This window comes from Saccharopolyspora cebuensis, assembly GCF_039542665.1.
Taxonomy (GTDB): domain Bacteria; phylum Actinomycetota; class Actinomycetes; order Mycobacteriales; family Pseudonocardiaceae; genus Saccharopolyspora; species Saccharopolyspora cebuensis.
Window position 1 is genome coordinate 1 of the sequence record NZ_BAABII010000017.1, and the last position, 17,570, is coordinate 17,570.

At 71.9% G+C, this 17,570-nt stretch carries 20 protein-coding genes, 4 tRNA genes and 1 pseudogene; 12 read left to right on the forward strand and 13 right to left on the reverse strand.

Features of this window, described 5'->3' with window-relative positions; all coding sequences use genetic code 11:
- From ABD976_RS23680 to ABD976_RS23690, 3 genes and pseudogenes are all read left to right on the forward strand, one after another.
- Window positions 1-205: pseudogene (locus ABD976_RS23680) on the forward strand (TRM11 family SAM-dependent methyltransferase); the annotation flags it as partial.
- Window positions 202-576: a helix-turn-helix domain-containing protein gene (locus tag ABD976_RS23685; RefSeq protein WP_345366893.1), complete on the forward strand. Its 375-nt coding sequence runs from the start codon at window positions 202-204 to the stop codon at window positions 574-576. The pseudogene ABD976_RS23680 and the gene ABD976_RS23685, both read left to right, overlap by 4 nt.
- A 125-nt stretch (window positions 577-701) precedes the next feature.
- On the forward strand, window positions 702-1,820 hold the full coding sequence (locus ABD976_RS23690) for a tyrosine-type recombinase/integrase (RefSeq protein ID WP_345366895.1): 1,119 nt from the start codon (window positions 702-704) through the stop codon (window positions 1,818-1,820).
- Window positions 1,821-1,936: 116 nt separating this feature from the next.
- On the opposite strand, the gene ABD976_RS23695 is transcribed toward ABD976_RS23690, so the two are convergent.
- The 4 genes from ABD976_RS23695 to ABD976_RS23710 all read right to left on the reverse strand — a co-directional run bounded on the left by ABD976_RS23695 (window position 1,937) and on the right by ABD976_RS23710 (window position 2,759).
- A tRNA-Val gene (locus ABD976_RS23695) sits at window positions 1,937-2,011 on the reverse strand.
- Between the two features lies 1 nt (window position 2,012).
- Window positions 2,013-2,084: transfer RNA gene (locus ABD976_RS23700), tRNA-Cys, on the reverse strand.
- Between the two features lie 42 nt (window positions 2,085-2,126).
- Window positions 2,127-2,199: transfer RNA gene (locus ABD976_RS23705), tRNA-Gly, on the reverse strand.
- 134 nt (window positions 2,200-2,333) lie between these two features.
- Window positions 2,334-2,759, reverse strand: coding sequence for an SsgA family sporulation/cell division regulator (locus ABD976_RS23710; protein ID WP_345366897.1), 426 nt, complete (start codon window positions 2,757-2,759; stop codon window positions 2,334-2,336).
- 819 nt (window positions 2,760-3,578) lie between these two features.
- On the opposite strand from ABD976_RS23710, the gene ABD976_RS23715 reads away from it, so the two are divergent.
- The 3 genes from ABD976_RS23715 (at window position 3,579) to ABD976_RS23725 (ending at window position 5,678) form a co-directional block, all read left to right on the forward strand.
- Window positions 3,579-4,103, forward strand: coding sequence for a TIGR02611 family protein (locus ABD976_RS23715; protein WP_345366899.1), 525 nt, complete (start codon window positions 3,579-3,581; stop codon window positions 4,101-4,103).
- Between the two features lie 48 nt (window positions 4,104-4,151).
- Window positions 4,152-4,223, forward strand: a tRNA-Val gene (locus tag ABD976_RS23720).
- 267 nt (window positions 4,224-4,490) lie between these two features.
- Complete coding sequence (locus ABD976_RS23725) at window positions 4,491-5,678, forward strand: DUF418 domain-containing protein (protein ID WP_345366901.1); 1,188 nt, start codon at window positions 4,491-4,493, stop codon at window positions 5,676-5,678.
- A gap of 170 nt (window positions 5,679-5,848) precedes the next feature.
- On the opposite strand, the gene ABD976_RS23730 is transcribed toward ABD976_RS23725, so the two are convergent.
- From ABD976_RS23730 to ABD976_RS23745, 4 genes are read right to left on the reverse strand one after another with little or no spacing between them, the layout of a single operon-like run.
- Complete coding sequence (locus tag ABD976_RS23730) at window positions 5,849-6,448, reverse strand: GTP-binding protein (protein WP_369775044.1); 600 nt, start codon at window positions 6,446-6,448, stop codon at window positions 5,849-5,851.
- Window positions 6,429-6,803 carry a DUF742 domain-containing protein gene (locus tag ABD976_RS23735; RefSeq protein ID WP_345366905.1) on the reverse strand — a complete coding sequence of 125 codons (375 nt, stop codon included), beginning with the start codon at window positions 6,801-6,803 and terminating at the stop codon, window positions 6,429-6,431. The genes ABD976_RS23730 and ABD976_RS23735 overlap by 20 nt, the downstream gene beginning before the upstream one ends.
- Before the next feature lie 10 nt (window positions 6,804-6,813).
- The gene (locus tag ABD976_RS23740) at window positions 6,814-7,245 is read right to left on the reverse strand and encodes a roadblock/LC7 domain-containing protein (protein WP_345366907.1); all 432 of its coding nucleotides are present in this window, start codon (window positions 7,243-7,245) and stop codon (window positions 6,814-6,816) included.
- A 13-nt stretch (window positions 7,246-7,258) separates the two neighbouring features.
- Window positions 7,259-9,466 (reverse strand): sensor histidine kinase, encoded by a 2,208-nt coding sequence (locus tag ABD976_RS23745; RefSeq protein WP_345366909.1) that lies wholly within the window; start codon window positions 9,464-9,466, stop codon window positions 7,259-7,261.
- Between the two features lie 469 nt (window positions 9,467-9,935).
- On the opposite strand from ABD976_RS23745, the gene ABD976_RS23750 reads away from it, so the two are divergent.
- Window positions 9,936-10,442 carry a MarR family transcriptional regulator gene (locus tag ABD976_RS23750; protein WP_345366911.1) on the forward strand — a complete coding sequence of 169 codons (507 nt, stop codon included), beginning with the start codon at window positions 9,936-9,938 and terminating at the stop codon, window positions 10,440-10,442.
- Between the two features lie 33 nt (window positions 10,443-10,475).
- Here the strand turns inward: ABD976_RS23750 and ABD976_RS23755 are convergent, their stop codons facing one another.
- Together ABD976_RS23755 and ABD976_RS23760 are read right to left on the reverse strand one after the other, a co-directional pair.
- A complete protein-coding gene (locus tag ABD976_RS23755; protein ID WP_345366913.1) occupies window positions 10,476-11,237 on the reverse strand; it encodes a SigB/SigF/SigG family RNA polymerase sigma factor in 762 nt (253 codons plus the stop codon).
- Complete coding sequence (locus tag ABD976_RS23760; protein WP_345366915.1) at window positions 11,234-11,644, reverse strand: ATP-binding protein; 411 nt, start codon at window positions 11,642-11,644, stop codon at window positions 11,234-11,236. Before ABD976_RS23760 ends, ABD976_RS23755 begins: the two co-directional genes overlap by 4 nt.
- A 322-nt stretch (window positions 11,645-11,966) precedes the next feature.
- Here ABD976_RS23760 and ABD976_RS23765 point away from each other — a divergent pair, with 322 nt between their 5' ends.
- Window positions 11,967-12,227, forward strand: coding sequence for a GlsB/YeaQ/YmgE family stress response membrane protein (locus ABD976_RS23765; protein ID WP_345366917.1), 261 nt, complete (start codon window positions 11,967-11,969; stop codon window positions 12,225-12,227).
- Window positions 12,228-12,638: 411 nt separating this feature from the next.
- A complete protein-coding gene (locus ABD976_RS23770) occupies window positions 12,639-13,118 on the forward strand; it encodes an STAS domain-containing protein (RefSeq protein ID WP_345366919.1) in 480 nt (159 codons plus the stop codon).
- Window positions 13,119-13,169: 51 nt separating this feature from the next.
- Here ABD976_RS23770 and ABD976_RS23775 read toward each other — a convergent pair whose 3' ends face one another.
- Window positions 13,170-13,490, reverse strand: coding sequence for a hypothetical protein (locus ABD976_RS23775; RefSeq protein WP_345366921.1), 321 nt, complete (start codon window positions 13,488-13,490; stop codon window positions 13,170-13,172).
- Window positions 13,491-13,673: 183 nt separating this feature from the next.
- On the opposite strand from ABD976_RS23775, the gene ABD976_RS23780 reads away from it, so the two are divergent.
- Window positions 13,674-14,054, forward strand: a complete 381-nt coding sequence (locus ABD976_RS23780) for an STAS domain-containing protein (protein ID WP_345366923.1) — start codon at window positions 13,674-13,676, stop codon at window positions 14,052-14,054.
- On the opposite strand, the gene ABD976_RS23785 is transcribed toward ABD976_RS23780, so the two are convergent.
- A complete protein-coding gene (locus tag ABD976_RS23785; RefSeq protein WP_345366925.1) occupies window positions 14,051-15,208 on the reverse strand; it encodes a 5,10-methylene-tetrahydrofolate dehydrogenase in 1,158 nt (385 codons plus the stop codon). The two genes, ABD976_RS23780 and ABD976_RS23785, sit on opposite strands and share 4 nt — an antisense overlap.
- Window positions 15,209-15,392: 184 nt before the next feature.
- On the opposite strand from ABD976_RS23785, the gene ABD976_RS23790 reads away from it, so the two are divergent.
- Together ABD976_RS23790 and ABD976_RS23795 are read left to right on the forward strand one after the other, a co-directional pair.
- A complete protein-coding gene (locus ABD976_RS23790; protein ID WP_345366927.1) occupies window positions 15,393-15,773 on the forward strand; it encodes an STAS domain-containing protein in 381 nt (126 codons plus the stop codon).
- 118 nt (window positions 15,774-15,891) lie between these two features.
- Complete coding sequence (locus ABD976_RS23795) at window positions 15,892-16,320, forward strand: ATP-binding protein (protein ID WP_345366929.1); 429 nt, start codon at window positions 15,892-15,894, stop codon at window positions 16,318-16,320.
- A 12-nt stretch (window positions 16,321-16,332) separates the two neighbouring features.
- Here ABD976_RS23795 and ABD976_RS23800 read toward each other — a convergent pair whose 3' ends face one another.
- A complete protein-coding gene (locus ABD976_RS23800; RefSeq protein ID WP_345366931.1) occupies window positions 16,333-17,559 on the reverse strand; it encodes a PP2C family protein-serine/threonine phosphatase in 1,227 nt (408 codons plus the stop codon).
- Between the last annotated feature and the right edge of the window lie 11 nt (window positions 17,560-17,570).

Sequence of the window (17,570 nt, forward strand, 5' to 3'; positions counted from 1 at the left end):
GATCATCGCCTGCGGACAACGCGCCGGACTCATCCCCGCAGAACGCTGCGTCGCCCTGCTCGCCCGCGCCACCGACACCGAACTCATCGCACGCGGCTCCTTCTTCCAACGCGACTTCATCCGCAAACAACGCAACGCAGGACTACCCCTCCACCTCATCGCACACGAAGACATCATCATCTTCCGCACACCCTCAGCGACATGACAGAAGCGGCGTGCCCGACAAGCACCACACTCGCAACAATTCGCCGATCCCGGAAAAGCGAGCAGACGGGAACCATCATGACCACACGAGATCGAGCGGGAGGCTCTGCGCCGGAGACCGGCAATGCGCAGTCTTCCCTCCCCGCGGACGTGCAGTTGTATACGCCAGCGCAGGCAGCCGAGCGTCTCGCGGTCAAAGAATCCTGGTTGCGCCGCAAGGCAAGCTCTCGCAGCATTTCATGCACCTTTATCGGCAAGCACCTTCGGTTCAGCGAGGACGACCTGCGGGAGATCCTGCAAACCGGACGCATCTCGAACAGGAACGAAGAGAGACACTACTCCGGACACCGACTCCCGAGCCATCGCTCGTGACGCGCCGCCGGAAAATTTCTCTTCATCCGTGACCACATACCGGTTCCGCTCTTCCTGAAGTTGAGCGTCAATGGGGTTCGCCCGGGAAATTCCGGGCGAACCCCATTATTACAAGGAGATGCCGCATGGCTTGGGTTGAAAAGCACGGCGCAGGATGGCGCGTGCGCTACCACCGCTCCGACGGCAGCATCGCCAGCGAACCCGGCTACACCCACCCCGACAGCGCTCGCGACCGCGCCGCAGACATCGAATACGAAACCCGACGCGGCACGTTCAGCGACCCGCGCAATGCGCACACCACGTTCGGCGAGTGGGTCGAGATCTGGACCGATGCCCACGACGTCGCCGAGAACACCTGGGCGAAGTACCGGTCACACCTCAACAACCACATCGTGCCGAAGTTCGCCGACATGCCCCTGTCCGACATCACCCACATCAAGATCAAGCACTGGGTGAAGGGTCTGCGCCGCCGCCTCAGCGACGCCACCGTCGCCGACATCGTCACCATCCTGTCGATGATCCTGTCCGAGGCGGACGACGAGGGCTACATCAGCAAGAACCCCTGCCGACGCCTCAAGCTCAACCTCGACCCCTCAGCACCCAAGGACACCGCCACCGCCAGCGTGGTGCGCCGTATCGCTGACCGCTGCGACCCGGACTACCGGACCCTGATCATCACCGCCGCCTACACCGGCATGCGGTGGGGCGAACTGGCGGGGCTGCAATGGCACAACGTCACCCTCGACGGCGCCGCCACCATCACGATCGACAAGGACAAGGGAGCGCTCCACGAGATCGGCGGCCGACTCGAACTCGGCCCGCCCAAAACCCCCGCCAGCGCCCGCACCCTGCACCTGCCCCCGTTCCTGGCCGGGCTCCTCCGCGAACACGCCGCGAGCCAGTTCCACGACCACGTCTTCACCGGGCCCAACGACGGGCTGCTGCGGCGGGGCAACTTCCGCAGCCGCATCTGGCAACCCGCCGTTGCCGGACACAAGCAACGGGGCTGGGCCGCCCTCCAGGCCGGGCTGACCTTCCACGAGCTACGCCACACCCACAAGACCTGGCTCAACGAAGACCGCGTCGACAAAGCACTCCAACACCAGCGGCTCGGTCACCGCATGGCCGGGGTCGAGGGCATCTACTCCCACGTCACCCCACCCATGATCGACCACCTGACCACCACCCTGGAGCGCCGCTGGAAGCGTTCACTTCCCTCCCGGGACACCAACAGCCAGGGGTGAACACAGATGCCGTGAACACAGTAAGTCAAGATCAACTGCTCCCACAGCGCTCCCAAAACAGTAGGAGCCCCAACCAACTAAGATCGTCGGCTGGGGCTCTCACCAGGGTATATACTTGGTGCGCGATACTGGGATTGAACCAGTGACCTCTACCGTGTCAAGGTAGCGCTCTCCCACTGAGCTAATCGCGCGAGGCGGAGGCGGGAATCGAACCCGCGTACAGGGCTTTGCAGGCCCTTGCCTAAGCCACTCGGCCACTCCGCCGTGCTCCGCTCCCGCGCCAGGGCACGGGCTTCAGAGTTCCAGAGCGGATGACGGGATTCGAACCCGCGACCCTCACCTTGGCAAGGTGATGCGCTACCAGCTGCGCTACATCCGCCTGCACGTCGGCGCCGATCCGCCGGGAGCAGCTCCCGGGTTCGCCGCCGCGTTGCACGATGAACTTTAGCCCACGCCGCCGAACCCGATCTCACCGGGGGTCGGCGACGACGCGTCGAGCCGCGTACGACCTGGTCAGCCCAGGTCGTGCGGCAGCAGCCGGGTCAGCGCCTCGTCCACGTCGACCCACAGGTTCTCGTTGCCGGGGACCACCACGTCGTAGGTGCGGTCGAGGAAGTCGGCCAGCTCCTGCGCGGAGGCCTCGAAGACGGCGTGCCCGGACGGCGAGCTGAGCTCGACGGCCACGACCTCCGGGTCGTCGGCGGCCGGGCGGATGGTGACGTCGCCTTCGCCCGCGTACGCGATCAGGCCGTCGGCGAGCAGGTCGCGGGCGAACACCCACTCGACCCAACCGGCGCGACCGGTGCGGAACGCGGCGACCACCGCGTAGGGATCCGTGGTGTCGTAGCGCAGCTCGACCTGGACCGGCACGGCGGGCGCCTGCGGCGCCAGCAGATCGAACACCGCGGTCGAACGGAGTGTCACGTGATCGTTGCGCATTGTCCTCCCCTTTCAGCTCCCTCCCGGCCTGGCTATCGGACCGAGCAACACAGTTGTGACGCCTTCGCGGGCCGGCACGCTCGCAACTCTCCGATACATCACCCGTACAGGGCAGGACCGAATTCGTTGGGCGATCGGGCGGACGCACTGCGTGTTCAGCAGCCCGCTTCCGGCGATCGCACCGGGCCGGGCCGTCCGCCGGCGATCACGACGTCGCCCCCGGCGCCCCGGTACGGTCGGCCGGCACTTGGCTCGCGCGGCCCTGCCCGTTCGGTGACGAACGTGGACACTTTCCGTAATCAAGCGGACTGTGCGCGCGACCGACTGGAGATCGGCCGCTCCACTTCGGCGAAAACCCCTCCGCGCCCAGCTGACCACCGGATACACGCTTCGTCGGCAACGCCGAGCGTCCGATTCAGAATAAGGGATCGGCGGCGCTCCGGGCTTCCGCCAGGTGTGCACCGATGAGATGCTCACCACCCTCGTTCCCCGGAACGGGTTAAGCAGCCATCGCCCCTCCGTGACCGACTGCCACGCCCGCGCCCACGCGCGCGAGCGGCACGAGCCTCGGTGACCTGGATCGGAGAACATCATCCGGACAACTCCGGGGAAAAACCCGAGACAACGTCATGATTCATGTCACAAACCGGTCCGGCGCGCGGTGAACCGCACCCGTCCGCCCGGTTGACAACCAGCCAAGACATCGCAGCAGGCCCTCGACGACGGGACGTCGGCGACGACGATGGGCCGTATCGTTGCCCACAGCGGACGCGAACGGCGGAGCAAACCCGCACCGCCGTTCGTTGAGCGACCAGAACGATGTCCCGTCGACGAGCCGGACAGGTGGAAGCCCTGAGCAGCACAGCCGAGTCGGACCCCAGCCGCGCCGGAACGGAGCCGACCATCGACGAACAGCGACCGAGGCGTGCACGGCTGCACGCCGCGCGCACCTGGATGCACGCCCGGCGGGAACGGGTGCGGACCCGGCCCGCGCTGAACCTGACCTACCGGGTCGGGCTCGGCACCCTGGGCGCCATCGTGCTGATCGCCGGCCTGGTGATGGTGCCGTACCCGGGCCCCGGCTGGCTGATCGTGTTCGCCGGGCTCGGCATCCTCGCCACCGAGTTCCACTGGGCGCACCGCTGCAACACCTTCGCCAAGCGCCACTACCACCGCTGGGTCCGGTGGCTGGCCCGCCAGCACCTCGCCACCAAGCTCGGGGTGATGGGCTGCACCGGCCTCATCGTGCTCGCGACCATGTGGATGCTGGGCCTGTTCAACATGGTCGGCGGCTGGTTCGGCCTGCACTGGCACTGGCTGGCCTCCCCCCTGTTCGGACCCTGAGAACGATCGTGTAATGTTCTCTTCGTCGCCGGGAACGGCGGCGGACCCGGGCGATTAGCTCAGCGGGAGAGCGCTTCGTTCACACCGAAGAGGTCACTGGTTCGATCCCAGTATCGCCCACCGGGTAGAGGGCCTGGTCAGGACTTCCACAGGGAAGTTCCGGCCAGGCCCTTCTTCGTGTTCGAGGTGCGTGGTGTCAGCGGCCCGCGCTCCTTCTCGGCTGCGGTGGTGCCGGGGTCGGCCGATCGGCTCGTCTTTTCGGTCCGGAGTCGGCCTTTCGGCTGAGGTGCACCGGCTTCCGGGCCGAGGTGCTGGTGCGGCCGAGGGCGAAAGATCGGCTGTGGCGGAGGAAACCCTCCGCGCCGATCCGAGCCTTGGAGAGCAGCAATGGCAGCAGAGGACGCCGCGCGCACCGTCGGACTCCCGAGACCGCCCGGGATGACGCGGCTGCACGAGGTGGGCACGCCCGGCCATCCCGGCGGCACCGGCCATCCCGGCGGCCCCGGTGAGCGGTGGCCCCGGGTGACCGATCCGCCGGGAGGGGACGACCGGTCCGGCGCGGCCACCGCGGGCCGGAACGCGGGCGGCGACCGGGTCGGAGCGCTGGACGCGCTGCGGGGGCTGGCGCTCGCCGGCATCCTCTTCGTCAACATCCCGCCCGTCCTGAACCTGACCGCGGTGGCCGGGGAACCGTGGTCGATCCGCCACTTCCTCGACCTGTTCGTGCAGCAGCGGTTCTTCCCGATCTTCTCGGTGCTGTTCGGCATCGGTTTCGCGATCTTCCTCGAGCGCGCCCGCCCGAAGGCGCGCCGCCCGCGGGTCCTGCTGCTGCGCCGCCTGCTCGTGCTCGGCGTCCTCGGCTGGCTGCACCAGGTCCTGCAACCCGGGGAAGCCCTGCTCCCCTACGCGCTGGTGGGCCTCGTCGTCCTGCTGCCGCTGAGCTACCTGCCGTGGTGGCTGAACCTGGTGGCCAGTGCGGTGCTCCTGGTCGTGGCGATGGTGCTGACCTCCGGTGGGATCTCGCTGCTGCCCGGGATGCTGCTGCTCGGCTTCGCGCTCGGCCAGTCCGGGGTGCCCTGGGCGTTGCACCGGCACGGCCGAGCGATCGCGGTCCTGTTCGCGCTGGCCACCGCCGCCTCCGTCGCCGCACTGCTGTGGCAGGAGCAGGAACCGCTGATGGCCGGGTTCAGCGCCTCCTCCGCCATCGCCGGGCTGTGCCTGGCCACCGCCTACTCGACCGGCCTGCTGTTGCTGCTGCGGACCCGCGTGGGCCCCGCGCTGTCGGCCGTGCTGGCACCGTTCGGCCGGATGGCGCTGACCAACTACCTCACCGCGACGCTGCTGTTCATCCCGCTCGGACACCTCACCGGCGTGGCGGACTCCGGGCACTGGGTGCGGATGCTGCTGCTCGCCTGCGGGATCATCGTGCTGCAACTGGTGTGGAGCCGACTGTGGTTGTCCCGGTTCCGCTACGGCCCGCTGGAATGGGCGTGGCGTTGCTCGACCTGGTGGCGCGTGGTGCCGCTGCGCCGGGACGCCGCACCAGCGCCTTCACCGGACAGCGCCGTGCGATGAGGACTGCCCGCGGAGGCGGATCCGGGCGGCTGGTGGCAGCACTCGGCGGTGCGGCTGCGGCCACCCCCGGACCCGCTCGCCCCCGGATTCGCCCCCGAATTCGCCGGAGTACAGGAACAGCGCCCGGGTAGGTCGAGCCGGACCCGCCCGGGCGCTGTCCCCGCGGCGGTTCAGGCCGAGACCATCTCCCCGTCGAGCCGTTGCAGCGAATGCTTGACCAGCGCGATCAGGGTCGCCTTGGACGATTCGCGCTGCCGGGCGTCGCCCTCGACGATCGGCACCGACGCGTCGAGGTCGAGCGCTTGGCGCACCTCCTCGACACCGTGCGGCGGAGCGCCGTCGAAGCGGTTGAGCAGCACGACGAACGGCATCGCCCGGCGCTCGAAGAAGTCCACGGCCGGAAAGCTCGCCTCGACCCGACGGGTGTCCACCAGCACCACCGCGCCGATCGCGCCCTGCGCGAGCTCGTTCCACATGAACCAGAAGCGGTCCTGACCCGGGGTGCCGAACAGGTACAGCACGATCTGCGGGGTGATCGTGATGCGCCCGAAGTCCAGCGCGACGGTGGTGCCCTTCTTCTGCTCGATGCCCGACAGATCGTCCACGCCCGTACCGGCATCGGTGAGCATCGCCTCGGTGCGCAGCGGCGCGATCTCGCTCACCGACCCGACCAACGTCGTCTTGCCCACGCCGAAGCCACCGGCGACGACGATCTTCAGCGCCTTCGGTGCGACGTCGTCGGCCATCTGATCAGAGCTTGCGAACACCATCCAGCACCGCCTGCAGTAGTTTCCGATCGAACATTCCGGTCACTTGGGGAACCGCGCCGGCGACCACGATCCCGCGTTCGAGGAGATCGCTGACCAGGACCTTGACCACCACGAGCGGGATGTCCAGGTAGGCGGCGACCTCCGCGACCGACAACGGTTGCCTGCACAGCTCCATGATCTCCCAGTGCTCCGCGGACAGCCCGACGCGTTCGCATTCCCGCCGCGCTGCGACCAATTGGGTGACCAGGTGCAATTCGGGACGACCCGGACGGGTCCGCCCCCGCGTCCACGCGTAAGGGCGGACCAGCGGACCCGCCGCCTCGTCGACCCAGAACTCGCCGCTGACCCACGGCATCCCAGCGCCTTCAGCGGCCCGGCGATCCGGTTCCCGTGGTCTCCCGGGGCGCCGAGCTCAGGTGCTCACCGACCCGCACGACCAGCAGGTTCATCTCGTAGGCGATCATGCCCATATCGGAGTCCGCGGTGCTCAGCACCGCCAGGCACGCACCCGAACCGGCCGCGGTGACGAACAGGAACGCGTGCTCCATCTCCACCACGGTCTGCCGGACGTCACCGCCCTCGAAGTGCCGTCCGGTCTCCCGCGCCAGGCTCTGGAACGCCGAAGCCATCGCGGACAGGTGTTCTGAGTCCTCAGTGGACAATCCGGCGGACTTGGCCGTCAGCAACCCGTCCGCCGAGAGCACGACGGCGTGCTGCGTCCCCACGACGCGTCCGATCAGGTCATCCAGCAGCCAGCCCAACGACTCGCCGGCTCCGGTGGCCTCGTTCTTCCCCACTGCGCTCTTCCCCTCATCGACGACCGCTCCGTCGCCCGCCGGAGGTGTGGCGGGCCTGGCGGGTACCCCGTTGGAACGCGGCCATGTTTCCACGGGTCCGCTCCGCGGAGTATGCATTTCGCTCGGTAAGTTCGACCACCGGTTCGGCGGGCGCCTCCCGCAGTTCGGGCACCAGGCTGTGCTGCCGCCGGCGGCGCGGCAGCGCGGGCAGCCCGTGCCCGCTCGGCACCGACCGCGGCCGCGACCGGACCTCCGGCTCCGCCGACCGCACCGCCACCGCGACATCGCCTGGTGAACCCCCGGACGGCGCCCCGTCCTGGTCGGTGAACGGTTCCGCGGCCACCAGGTCCTTGGGCAGCAGCACGAACGCCGTGGTGCCCGCCCGCTCCCCCGGGCGCAGGTCGACGCCGATCCGGTGGCGCGCGGCGAGCGTCGCCACCACGAACAGGCCGAGCCGGGTTTCACCCCGCTGGGTGATCTCGGCGAACCCGGGCGGATCGGCGAGCAGCGCGTTGGCCGCCTCCCGGTCGGTCTGCCCCAGCCCCGGCCCCTCGTCGTGCACCTGCACGAGCAGCCCGCGCGGGGTCGAGCCGCAGCGCACGTGCACCGACGAGCGCGGCGAGGAGAACGCGGTCGCGTTGTCCATGAGCTCGGCGAGCAGGTGGATCACGTCGCCGACGGCGGTGCCCGCCAACGCCACCTCGGGCGCCCGGTTGACCCGGATGCGGAAGTAGTGCTCGGTCTCGGCGACGGCCGCCCGCAGCACGTCGACCAAGCGCACCGGTTTGCGCCACCGCCGCCCGGGGCGTTGCCCGGCCAGGATGATGAGGTTCTCCGCGCTGCGGCGCGAACGGGTGATGAGGTGGTCGAGCTGGAACAGCTCGTCGAGCCGCTCCGGCTGCTCCTCGTGCCGCTCCATCCGGTCGAGCACCTTGAGCTGGCGGTGCACGAGCCCCTGGTTGCGGTGCGCGATGCCGAGGAAGACCCGGTTGAGCCCGTCCTTGGCCTGGTTCTCCCGCACCAGCGCCGTCACCGCCGCGTGGTGGGCGAAGTCGACGGACTGGGCGATCTGCCCGATCTCGTCCGGGCCGTGCGCCAACCGCCCGCGCTCGGCGTCGACGTCGACCCGCTCGCCGTGCTCCAGCTTGGCCACCACGTCCGGCAACCGCTGCCCGGCCAGCTCCCGGGCACCGTCGCGGAGCCCGGTCAGCCGGTCGACGAGCGCGCGGTCGACGAAGCGGCGGGCCCCGCGCACGGCCAGCCCGATCCCGGCCACCACCGCCAGCAGCGCGGCGACGCTGATGCCGAGGGCCCGCCACCACCGCCCGGCGGCGTCGGCCACCGCGAGCCCGGTGGCGGCGTGCGCCTGCTCCACCGCGACCGCGACGAGGTCCGCGGCCACCTCCGCGCCGAGCGCGCGCCACCGCACCGGATCGACGGCGGGGGCCGGAGCGCCCGGCGCGAAGCCGACCAGCGCGTCCTCCGCCGGGACCCACCAGCGCCACGCGGGTCCCGCCACCAGCCGTCGGTGCAGTTCGGACGCCGCGGGCGCCGCGCGCCCGACGCCGGAGTCCAGCGCGGCGTGGTAGGCACCGACGAGCCCGGCGAACTCCCGGTGCGCCGCCGGGGTGAACCCGCCCTCGGCCAGCGCGGTGCTCGCCAGCGCCGCGGCGCGCGACATCCGGTCCGCGGCGCCGAACACCTCGCTGGCGACCAGTGCGGCGTGCGGGACCGGCGAGGTCCGGGCCTGGGCGGCGAGCAGGTCGATCGCGGCGGCCAGGGTGCTGTCGCAGTGCGCGGCCAGCGCCTCGGGCGGGGCCTGCCCGGAGTCGACGAGCGCGCGAGCGGCGGGCAGCCCGGCCAGGGCCCGGTCCAGTTCCGCGGCCCGCGCCGCGACGGGGGCGGACCGGGAGTGCTCGCGCAGCGCGTCGCGCATGTCCCGCGCGGCCCGGTCGGTGAGGGTGCGCTGCGACGCCAGCGCCTCGGGATCGGCGCCCGCGACCACGAGCCTGCGCTCGGCGTGCACCGCGACGAGGCTGTTGACCAGCGGGGCGGTGGTCGCTTCCAGGGCGCCTGCGGCGCTCCACCGCTGCTGCGCCCCGTGCAGCAGCACCGCCGCGAACACCGCCCACAGCAGGAGCAGGACGACGCACGGCACCACGACGACGCGGGAGAGCCGGGACCGGAGGGTCCGGCCGTCTTCTTCTGAACTGCTCGCCACAACGCTCCGCAACTGTCGCCTCGACCGGGTAAGGGCGATGACCGCCCCAGTTCGGTTCGACGAGCGGCGCGTCCGCGCGGTCGACGGGAGCTCCCGTCCGCCGCGGTGACACCGGCGTCCCGCGGGGACCGACGTCCCGGCGCGGCCGTGCTCCGCACCCTCATTCCCGGACCGAACTTGGTACCACTGCCCCCGAGGCCGCTCCGCCGGAGCCACCCAGACTGGAGACCGGACCCTAGCACGACGTGATCAGTCCGTGATCCGCACGTGCCCGATGTTCGCCGGTTTCCGCCCGCGGTGGCCGCGCGGTCGAGCACCGGTTCCGGGGGCGGACAGCGGCAGGCCCCGCAGCACTTCCGCGAACGCCGCGGCGATCCGGTCCGTCCTCGAGCGCGCGGACGCGGGCGCATCCCGGGGCTGACGTGAGACGATGAATCCCGGTGCGTCCCTTGCGGACACTCGCCCGTCGGTGCCGAAACCGGTGCGACCAGAAAGGAGTTCCGCCCTGGCCCGCCACGCTGACCGACTGCCCCCGGAACTCCCGGCCGAGGTCGAAGCCGCGGCCAGGGCGCTCGTCGTCGTCTGGGGCCGCAGTTCCGAGCGGTTGAAGCCGACGATCTCGGCGGCGCAGCTTCGGGCGCTGGTGGTCGTAGACCGGCATCGGACGATCAACCTGGTCAGCTTGGCCGACGAGCTCGGTTCGACGCCGTCGGTCGCCAGCCGCCTCTGCGATCGGTTGCAGGCGGCCGGTGTGCTGGAGCGCGGCACGAGTCCGGGCGATCGGCGCGAAGTGGTGCTGCGGCTGTCCCAGGACGGCAGGCGGTTGCTGCGCCGGTTCCACCGGGACCGGCGCGCGGACCTCGACGAGGTGCTGCTGGCGATGGTGGCGCGTTCGCGCACCGCGCTGCTCGACGGGTTGAACGCCTTCCACCTGGCGGCGACCGAACTCGGCCCGCCCGACGAGGAATTCGCCTGATCGGACCGGCCGTTGCGCGTCCGGAGGTGCGGGTCAGAGGTCCAGCGGGGTGTCGTCGCCCAGCTTGCCGCGCAGCTCGTTCAGCGTCCTGGTCAGCAGGCGCGAGACCTGCATCTGGGAGACGCCCACGCGGCGCGCGATGTCGGTCTGGCTCATCCCGATCACGAAGCGCAGCAGGATGATCTTGCGCTCCCGCTCGCCGAGCGTGTCGAGCACCGGCCGCAGCAGCTCGCGCAGCTCGGCCTGCGCGAGGTTGTCGTCGGCGGCGCCGAAGCGGTCGTGCGGGTCGCCTTCCAGCATCCCGTCCAGCGAGGTGCCGTAGCGGCTCTGCCCGGCGGCCAGGCCCTCGTAGACCTCCTCCACCCCGACCCCGAGGTGTTCGGCGATCTCGCTGGGCCGGGGCGCCCGGGACAGCTTCGCGGTCAGCTCGGAGCGCGCCGCGCTGATCGAGGTGTGCAGCTCCTTGAGCCGCCGGGGAACCCGCACCGACCAGGTCCGGTCGCGCAGGTAGCGGCGCAGCTCACCGGTGATCGTGGGGATCGCGAAGGACAGGAAGTCGTTGCCCTGCTCCGGGTCGAACCGGTTGATCGCGTTGGTCAGGCCGAGCAGCGCGACCTGCACGAGGTCTTCGTGGGCCTCGCCGGAGTTGCTGAACTTCCACGCCAGCCGCCCCGCCAGGTCCAGGTGCTCCCGGGCGAGCCGGTCGCGGATCCGCTCCTTGCGCGCCTCGTCCTCGGCGGCGGCGAGCTCGCGGAACAGGTCGAGGGTGTCCTGGCCGTCGGTGGGCACCGTCACCCCTGGCCCTGCGCCCGGTCGAGGACCAGCTCGAGCCGCGCGCGATGGCCGTCGCCCTCGGCGACCACGGTGCGCTGCGCGGAACTGGCCAGCACGGTCAGGAGCTGCCAGCTCAGCGAATCGTCCTCGCCCGCCCAGGGTTCGGCCGTCGAGCGGGCCGAGACGGTCGCCGCCAGGCTGCTGTCGGCGATGCTGAACGCGCAGCTCACGTAGCCGTCGGCGGACACCGGGACGAGCAGGGCGCAGGCCTCGCCGACGGCCATCCGGATGTCCTCGATGCCGTCGAGGTCGAAGTCCTTGCGCATCGCCAGATCGGCCGCGACGTTGCGCAGCGGCGGGATCATCTCGGCCACCGCGCTCACCCGCGTCTCGAACACCAGCGACCGGGCCCCTCCGGATTCCGACACTGGCCACTCCTCCCCTCGGCATCCGGACCGACACAGCGTCCGGACCTCATCGCGTACCGGCCACGTCGAGCGCACTCGCCCGGCACGGCCTCGGCCGCGTCCGGGCATCGCCACTGTAGACGATCCGACCGAGCCGCCGACCACGGCGCGAAAAGCCCGTTCCTCCCCGCCCCGCACCGGAATCGCGGCGCCCGGCGGTCGGCGGATCCGGCCGCTCCCGCGTGATCCCGGCCACGAGCGCCGCACGCATGGCGGGCCCCGGAACGGGTACCCAGCCGCACGAAGGAGAACGACCCGTGCGCACGGAACGGAGGGCAGCGCAGTGGGCATCCTCAGCTGGATCGTGTTCGGGCTCATCGCCGGTGCGATCGCGAAGTTCCTCATGCCCGGCAAGGATCCCGGCGGGATCATCGTGACGATCGTCATCGGCGTGGTGGGCGGTCTGCTCGGCGGCTGGCTCGGCAGCTCCGTGTTCGGCGGCGGCGGGGTCACCGGGTTCAACGTGGTGAGCTTCGTGTGGGCCGTGATCGGCTCCCTGATCCTCCTGCTGATCTACCGCTTGGCGGTCCGCAGGCGGGCCTGACACCGGGACCCTGGGGGCCGGTCCGGCCGGTCCGGACCGGCCCCCGAACGGGTGGTTCTCCGCTCCTCCTCCGCCTCGCCCCGGACCCCGGCCGACGCGCACCGGCCCCGCGCGCCCGGTCGGCCCGGCCCGCGTCCGGCCGCGGCGCCGCAATGGCGGGGCCGCAGGGGTTCTGGGCGAAGTGCTCGCCCTCGGGCAACGGAACCGCGGTGCGTTGAGCCGTTCGCCGGAAGCCCGTGCGGCCGGTCGGCGGCGCGTGTTCGGACGAGCGCACCGGGTGAAAATCGCTGGTTTGACTTCCGCCGGTTCGGGTATCACCCTTGCGCACCGCACTACGCCGGATGCCGCGGGACGGACAGGTGGCGCACCGGCGCCGACCGCCCCCCGCAGGCACGAGAGAGGACGCCCAGCATGACCGCGCAGCACCCAGCACCCGAGGTCGACGCCGCGGGACGCACCGCGCCCGCCCGGACCCCGGGGCCGAGGCGGCTCCGCGTGGCCGTGCCCAGGGCCGACGCGCTGGTGGTCACCGTGGACGGCGAGATCGACGCCACCACCACCGACGAGCTGGACACCGCGCTGTGGCCGCTGCTGGACGCGACGGTCGAGGTCATCGTCCTCGACCTCACCGGGGTGCGGTCGATGGACGTGCCGGGCATCCAGTTCGTGACCCGTTCGTACATGCACACCCAGGACCACGGCATCGCGCTGCGCGTCGTGGTGGCCGACGACGCCACCCGGCGGGCGCTGGCCGACGCGGGCGTCGACGTGCTGCTGGAATGCCACCCGACGGTCGGCGCCGCCCTGGGAATCGCCCTGGGTTCGCAGGGCGCGCTGGGTTCCGGGATCGCGACGGCACCGGAGCAGCGCAGGCCCGCCGCGATGTCGTGAGACCCGCCCCGCGCCCCCGGAGGTCGAACCCCGGGGACGCGGGGCGCGCGGCTACTCCTGCCCGTCGCCGGTGAGACCGTGCGTGGCGCGCTGCCAGCCGTCGCGGGTCCGCTGCTGGTCGTCGGCCAGGTCGGCGAACGCGGCGCCGCCGGCGGAGGCGGCCAGGGCTTCCGCCACCCCGGACAGCGCCTCCGCGCCGCGGGTGCCCGCCCGGGCGAGCGCCGCGGCGACCTCCTCGGGGACCTCCAGCGGCTCCCCGGTCTGCTCGACGCTGCTGTGCACGGTCTCCCACGCCGAGCTGAGCTGCCCCAGCGCGTCGAGCACCGTGCGCCAGAGGGTGAGCTGTTCGATTCCGGGTACCGCCTCGTTCATCACCGCTCCCGTCGTGGTCCTCGAGTGCGTACGAACGCTGCGTACCCCGTCCGGACGGCTCCCAACCGTGCAGAATCCCACCCGATCGCGTTTCCCGAGGTTCGTTGCCCGCAGGCGGGCGAAACCCGTGCACCGGCCCGTTCGAGCGTTGATCGCCCGGCGGTGTCCTGACAGGGTGAGCCGGTGTCCACGACGAATCCGACCGAAGCGACCCCGCCCGACGCCCCCGAGTTCGGCCTCGCAGTGGAGTGGGACGACCGCACCGCGATCGTCGTCGTCTCCGGCGAGGTCGACATGCTCACCGCGCCGCGGCTCCAGGAACGGCTCCTCGAGGTGTTGGAGCGCTCCCCCGCCGTGCTCCTCATCGACCTGAGCGGCACGGACCTGTTCGCCTCCGCCGGTCTGTCCGCCGTCGTCGCGGCCTACCAGAGCGCGGGCGACCGGACCTCGATCCGCGTGGTGTCGACGCACCGCACCACCGAGCGGCCGTTCCGGATGACCGCGCTGGACCGCAAGATCGCCCTGTTCGACAGCCGCGAGGCGGCGCTGCGCGCCGGGTCCTAGTCCGCGGCGCCCCGCTGGGTGTCCTCCGCCGCCTCCTTCTCCTCGGCCTTGCGCTTCCGGCGCTGCCGCTCCCGGTAGCCGTAGGCGGCCTGGCGCACCGCGGCATCGGACTCCAGCCCGGAGCCCAGGGCCCCGGCGATCAGCGCCATCGACGCCACCATCCAGGCCAGCCGGGCGTAGGTGCCGATGCTGCTGGGGTGCCCGAGGGTGCTGGCGAGCACCTGCTGGTCGAGCAGGTTGAGCGCGGCGACGAAGCTGACCGCGTACACGGTCACGTACAGCAGCCCGACGCCGACGACCAGGGTCGCGATCGTGGAGGTGTTGTAGAGCAGCGCCACCCGGCGGCCCGCGCCCCCGCTCCCGCCGATGCGCTCCCACAGCCCGTGCGAGGCGATCAGCCAGGTCGTCATCAGGGCCACCGCGAAGACGCTGGTGGCCGCCGCGCGCCACGGGCTGAGCACGTCACCGACCTGCCACACCGTCGAGGTGAACAGGCCGAACCCGGCCGCCGCCAGCGCCGCCGCCAGCGCGCTGGACAGGCCCCACAGCAGCCGCCACGGCCGGTTGGTGAACACCATCCCGGTGACCAGGCGCCACCAGCCGCGCACCCGGGTCCCGGTGTAGCGGACGTCGACCCGGGTGTCGGTGGAGCCGCTGCGCCGCACCGGGGAAGTGCGGCCGGCCAGCCAGCGACCGGGCTGCTCCTGGTCGGGCTCCTCCTGCTCGCCGCGCAGCAGGTCCGCGACGACCTGGGTCAGCACCCGCCGCATCCGCCGGTAGGGCAGGACGCTGCCCAGCGCGGGCACCGAGATCAGCGCCGCGTGCCACCGGGTGCTGACGTCGGCGACCAGCGGTCCGCCGGGCGGCAGCAGCGGGAGGTCGGTGAGGTACACCGCGAACCGCCAGCCGCGCTGCTCGCGGTACCGGCGCACGCCCTCCAAGATGCGTTCGCTGCTGGACTCGCCGGCGGCCACCGGTTCGGAGACCACCTCCACCACCCAGTCCAGCCCGGTGCGCTCCTCCAGCCAGCGGGTGACGCCCTCGGAGAGGCGGGCGCCGACCTGGGTGGGCATGTCGGGGTCGGCGACCAGTCCGAGCACCTGCTCCTGGCCGCGGGAGTCCTGATCGCCCTCCGCCCGGTGTTCCTGCGCCACCCGCTGCTCCCCCGTTCGCACTCGTCGTCCCGCGACCGTCCGGCCGCGAAAGCCCTATCTACCCAGGGCGGCGCCGTCCCACACCCGCACCGGCCGAGACACCGGGCACAGCGGCATCACCGCCGGTCGGGGCGCCGATGCGCAGCTTGGCCGGGCGGCATCGCGATGTGCCATAGTGGCGAACGTGAGTTCCGCTGACTTCTCTACGCACGCAGATCCGGAGCCTGCCGCGGACGTGGCGGTGGACGTCGAGTGGCAGGGCGACGCGGCCTCGGTCCTCGTCTCCGGCGAGATCGACATGCTGAGCTCGCCCCGCCTCCGGGAGGCCGTCGACTCCGCGCTGGACGACGGGCCGCGGCTGCTCGTGATCGACCTCTCGGAGGTCTCGCTGTTCGCCTCCGCCGGGCTGTCCGTGCTGGTCGCCGCGCACGAGCGCGCGACCGGACTGGACGTCGGGCTGCGGATCGTCGCGCAGGGCCGCGCCGCGCTGCGGCCGATCCAGGCCACCGGTCTGGACCGCAAGATGCCGGTGTTCGAGACGCGCGCGGAGGCCCTCGCCGGGTGACCGGAAGACCCCGCTCGGTGATGCTGGACCCTTTTCCGCCGGGAAGTGTTGGTTCAGACCGCCGAGCGGGTAAGTCCCATCTGTTGCGTGCAGGCGAGGCAGGAGAGGACGGCCCAGCATGGCCACCCGGGAAGACGAAGAGACCGCACCATCGCGGGCGGGCGACTTCCACCGCCCGGCGATTCCCGCCGAGCCGACCCGGATCCGCACGCTGCGCCGCGAGCTCGCGGCGTGGGCGACCGGTGCGGGCATGTCCGAGGAGCGGGTGGAGGCCCTGGCCCTGGCCGCCAACGAGGCGCTGGCCAATTCCGCCGAGCACGCCCACCCCGCCGGGGTGACGGGTTCCGTGGCGGTGCGGGCCGTCTCGCGCGCCGGCACGGTCGACGTGACGATCTCCGACGACGGCCGCTGGCGCCCGCCGGGCCACAACGACGATCAGTTCCGGGGCCGCGGGCTGCTGCTGATCCGGAGCCTGGCCGACGAGGCCGAGGTGCGCCACGGCGAGCGCGGCACGACGGTGCGGATGGCCTTCCGGCTCACCAGCTGAGCGAGCGGGAGTTCAGCGCGGCACGCTGAGCGCGACGAGCGCCACGTCGTCCTCCGGCGCGGGCGCGAACCCGTTGATCAGGTCCACCAGTTCGTCCATCAGCGCACCGGCGCCGGTCCCGACGTGGTCGGTGAGGAAGTCGGCCAGCCTGCGCTCGTCGAAGAACTCCCCGCCCGGTCGCGCCTCGGTGAGGCCGTCGGTGTAGAGCAGCAGCGATTCCCCCGGCGCCAGGCGCAGCCGGCGGCTCTCGAAGTGCGCGTCGCCGAAGGCGCCGAGCAGCATCCCGCCGAGCAGGTCGATCTCCTGCACGCGCGGGTGCCGGTCCGGGCGCAGCAGCATGGCCGGTGGGTGCCCGCCCCCGGCGAGGGTCACGTCGAACCCGCCGCCCGGCAGCGGTTGCAGGATGCCCAGCAGCACCGTGCAGTGCTGCGGCACGTTCGGGTCGTTCAGCAGCGCCGTGTTGAGCTCGGCCAGCGCGCTCTCGGCGTCCGGGCTGTGCAGCGCGGCGGCGCGCAGCGTGTAGCGGGTCAGCGAGGTCGCGGTGGCGGCGGCGACGCCGTGCCCGGTGACGTCGCCGAGGAAGAACGCCCACCGGCCGTCGCCGAGGGAGAAGACGTCGTAGAAGTCGCCGGTCACGTCGCTGGGCGAGACCGCGTGGTAGTGCGCGGCCAGCTCCAGCCCGGGCACCTTCGGCAGCGACGGCGGGAGCAGGGTGCGCTGCAGGGTGGTGGCGAAGCCCTCGAAGTGCTCGCGGAGTTGGCGCTCGGTGCGCAGCCGGGCCATCGCCGACAGCCGCAGCTCCAGCTCGTCCATCACGACCGCGGCGAGGTCGCGCAGCGTGTCCAGCTCGGCTTCGGTGACCTGGCGCGGCTCGGTGTCGAACACGCTGACCACGCCCAGCCGGAAGCCGTCGGCGGTGGTGATCGGGGCCGCGGCGTAGAAGCGGATGTGCGGCGCGGAGCGGACCAGCGGGTGCTCGGCGGCCCGGGGATCGGTGCGGGCGTCGCTGATCGCGTAGGGCTCGTCCTGCAGGATCGCGGTGGCGCACAGCCCCGGGCTGCGCGGGGTCTCCACGGCCCCGTCGAGGCCGTGGGACGCCTTCGCCCAGATCCGGTCGCGGTCCACGAAGGACACCGAGGCCATCGGCGTGCCCAGCATCCGGGCGGCGAGCTTGGCGATGCGGTCGAACGACCCGTCGGCGGGCGTGTCCAGGATGTCGTAGCGCGCCACCGCCGCCATCCGGGCGGTCT